We start from the raw sequence: 2913 nt of genomic DNA, 5'->3' as shown, positions 1-2913 counted from the left end.
GGCCGCCGCGCGGCCGGGACGACGTGCGCGGGGACGAGCAGCGGGCGACGCGGCCGCCGCAGGACGAGCGTGTGCCGGCGCCGCCGGTGCCGGACGACGTCGTCTTCGGCGACCTCGACCGGTCGGTGCGCGCGCGGCTGCGGTCGCTGACCAAGGACAACGCCGAGCGCGTCGGTCGGCACCTGGTCGTCGTCGGGCAACTGCTCGACACCGACCCGGAGCTCGCGTACGAGCACGCCCAGGCCGCCGTCCGGCGTGCCGGGCGGATCGACGTCGTGCGGGAGGCCGCGGGCCTTGCGGCGTACCGGACCGGGCGGTTCGCGGAGGCGCTGCGCGAGCTGCGCACCGTACGTCGGCTGAACGGCTCGTCGGAGCACCTGCCGATCATGGCGGACTGCGAGCGCGGGCTCGGGCGGCCTGAGCGCGCGATCGCCCTGGCCAACGAGCCGGAGGCGGAGACGCTGGACGCCGACGCTCGCATCGAGCTGGCGATCGTCGTGTCGGGTGCCCGGCTCGACCTCGGTCAGTCGGAGGCGGCCGTCGCCGTGTTGTCGAGCCCTGCCGTGCAGCAGGCGACCGGAGTGCTGGCCGTCCGTGTCGCGCAGGCGCGCGCCACGGCCCTCGAGGCGGCGGGGCGGGCCGACGAGGCAGCGACGCTGCTCGCGCGGTACTCCGCCGCCGAGCTCGCCGAGGCCGCGGGGGACGTCGACGAGGAGGTCGTCGTCTTCGACCTCGACGACGAGGACGACACGGACGACGACGGCGCAGGGTCGGACATCGACGAGGCGTCGACGGGCGTGGCTGGTGCAGGTCGCGACGGGGCCGGAGCGCTGGACGCGACTGACGACGTGCCGGCAGGAGACGACGGCCTCGACGGGGACGACGAGCCTGCCTGGGAGGACGAGCCCGACCGGGACGATGTCCTGGCCGGGGACGGCGAGGCCGAAGGCGACGACGAGCTCGACGAGGACGATGTCCTCGGCGGAGACGACGAGCCCTCCGGTGCCGATGACGTCGACGAGGCGCGCGACGCGCTCGAGCGGGTCGACGCGTCGGACGGCAACGCTCACCTCGACGAGGCGGGCGACGCCGACCACGTCCATCCCGACGCAGACACGGACGAGCCCGCGCTCGCCGCCGGCGGCGCCGGCGGGGTCGATGGCGGGCTCGACGCCGACGTCGTGGATCGCGAAGTCGTGGATCGCGACGTCGTGGACCGCGAGGTCGCGGACCGCGAGGGTGTGGCGCGCGGCGAGGAGGACGACGCGTGAGCGGGGGGCTCATCGGGTCGGACGTGCCGCTCGCGGACCGGTTCGACCTCGCGCTCGTCGACCTCGACGGCGTCGCGTACTGCGGGCACGAGCCCATCGACGGTGCGGCCGAGGGGCTGACGTCGGCGCGTGCGCGCGGGATGCGGCTGGTGTTCGTCACCAACAACGCGTCGCGGGAGCCGGAGTCGGTCGCGGACCAGCTGACGGAGCTCGGGATCCCGACCCGGTCCGGGGAGGTCATGACGGCGGCCCAGGCGGCCGCGCAGCTGCTGCGCACGCGGCTCGAGCCGGGCGCGAAGGTGCTGGTCGTCGGCGGCGCGGGCCTCGTCACGGCCGTGCGGTCCGCCGGGTTCGTGGTCGTGGAGTCGGCGGACGACGACCCCGCCGCGGTCGCGCAGGGGTTCGCGCCCGATGTCGGCTGGGCGCAGCTCGCGGAGGCCGCGTACGCCGTCGAGCGCGGGGCGTGGCACGTCGCGTCCAACCTCGACCTCAGCCTGCCGACGGCCCGCGGCTTCGCACCCGGCAACGGGTCGCTCGTCGGGGCGGTGCGCAACGCGACGGGCGTCGTCCCGGACAGTGCGGGCAAGCCGTCGCCGACGATGTACCGGATGGCCGTCGACCGGGCGGGGGCGCGCGAGACGCTCGTCATCGGCGACCGGCTCGACACCGACCTCGCGGGCGCGCGCGCCGGTGGCTACGTCGGCCTGCACGTCCTGACCGGAGTGAGCACGGCGCGCGACGACGTGCTGGCGGCGCCGACCGAGCGCCCGCACCTCATCGGTGCCGATCTGCTGTCCCTGCTCGAGCCGCACCCGGTGCCGCGTCGGGACGCCGACGGCTGGTGGGCGTGCGGGGAGGTCGCCGCGCGCGTCGTCGACGGCGCGCTGGACCTCGGACGGGCGACGCCCGGCTCTCCCGCGGCCCAGCTCGACCTCGTGCGTGCCGCCTGCGCGGCGGCGTGGGACGCCGTCGACAGCGGCGGCTCGCTCGACGCGGCCACGGTGCCTGAGCTGCACGTCGACGCACCGGTCCGCTGAGGGCACTCGCCGGTGGTGTGGCGAGGGACGCGGGCGGCACGGGTCACGTCCGCCGGGCGGCTGCGACGCGACCGGGTGTCCCGTGCCTGTGGGTGCGTCGGGACGCGCTGTGGGCCTCGGCAGGTACCGTGGGCGCGGTCGTCGGGGAGCACGGCGTGACCGTCGGGACCGTCAGCGTGCGGCGGTCGGAACGCACGAGGAGGTACACCGGTGAGCGAGACGTCCGCGGTCGGGTCGTACGACGGCCCGACGACGGGGGACGCCCAGGTCGACGAGGCGCTCACGCTTCTCGCCGGGCTCGACGACGCCCCGGTGCGTGACCACGTCGCCGTCTTCGAGGCGGTGCACGGGGCGCTGCAGGACCGGCTGGCGGACGCGGAGGGCTGAGAGGTCGTGACGACACGCCTCGACAGCGAGCTCGTGCGCCGCGGGCTGGCCCGGTCGCGCGGGCACGCGGGCGAGCTCATCGCCGCAGGGCGCGTCTCGGTCGACGGCCGGGCGGTGGCGCGTGCCTCGGTGCAGGTGTCCGACGAGGACGCGGTCGACGTCGCGCTGGACCCCGACGACCCCGGATACGCCTCGCGCGCCGCGCACAAGCTCGCGGG

4 protein-coding genes are annotated in these 2913 nt (G+C 76.3%); all 4 read left to right on the top strand.

All coding sequences use genetic code 11. The features are described 5' to 3' along the window. Positions 1–1271, top strand: a 1271-nt coding sequence (locus HGA02_RS20495) for a tetratricopeptide repeat protein (RefSeq protein WP_210728627.1), incomplete at its 5' end; no start/stop codon positions are given. Further along, positions 1268–2308 carry an HAD-IIA family hydrolase gene (locus HGA02_RS15120; protein ID WP_168679845.1) on the top strand — a complete coding sequence of 347 codons (1041 nt, stop codon included), beginning with the start codon at positions 1268–1270 and terminating at the stop codon, positions 2306–2308. The genes HGA02_RS20495 and HGA02_RS15120, both read left to right, overlap by 4 nt. Positions 2309–2518: 210 nt before the next feature. After that, positions 2519–2695, top strand: a complete 177-nt coding sequence (locus tag HGA02_RS15115; protein WP_168679843.1) for a hypothetical protein — start codon at positions 2519–2521, stop codon at positions 2693–2695. 6 nt (positions 2696–2701) lie between these two features. Next, positions 2702–2913: S4 domain-containing protein (locus HGA02_RS15110; protein ID WP_343035504.1), on the top strand; the 212-nt coding region annotated here is incomplete at its 3' end.

Origin of the sequence: Cellulomonas septica, assembly GCF_012396155.1 — a bacterium.
GTDB classification, from domain to species: Bacteria; Actinomycetota; Actinomycetes; order Actinomycetales; family Cellulomonadaceae; genus Cellulomonas; species Cellulomonas septica.
This window is presented reverse-complemented; position numbering and strand designations above follow the sequence as displayed.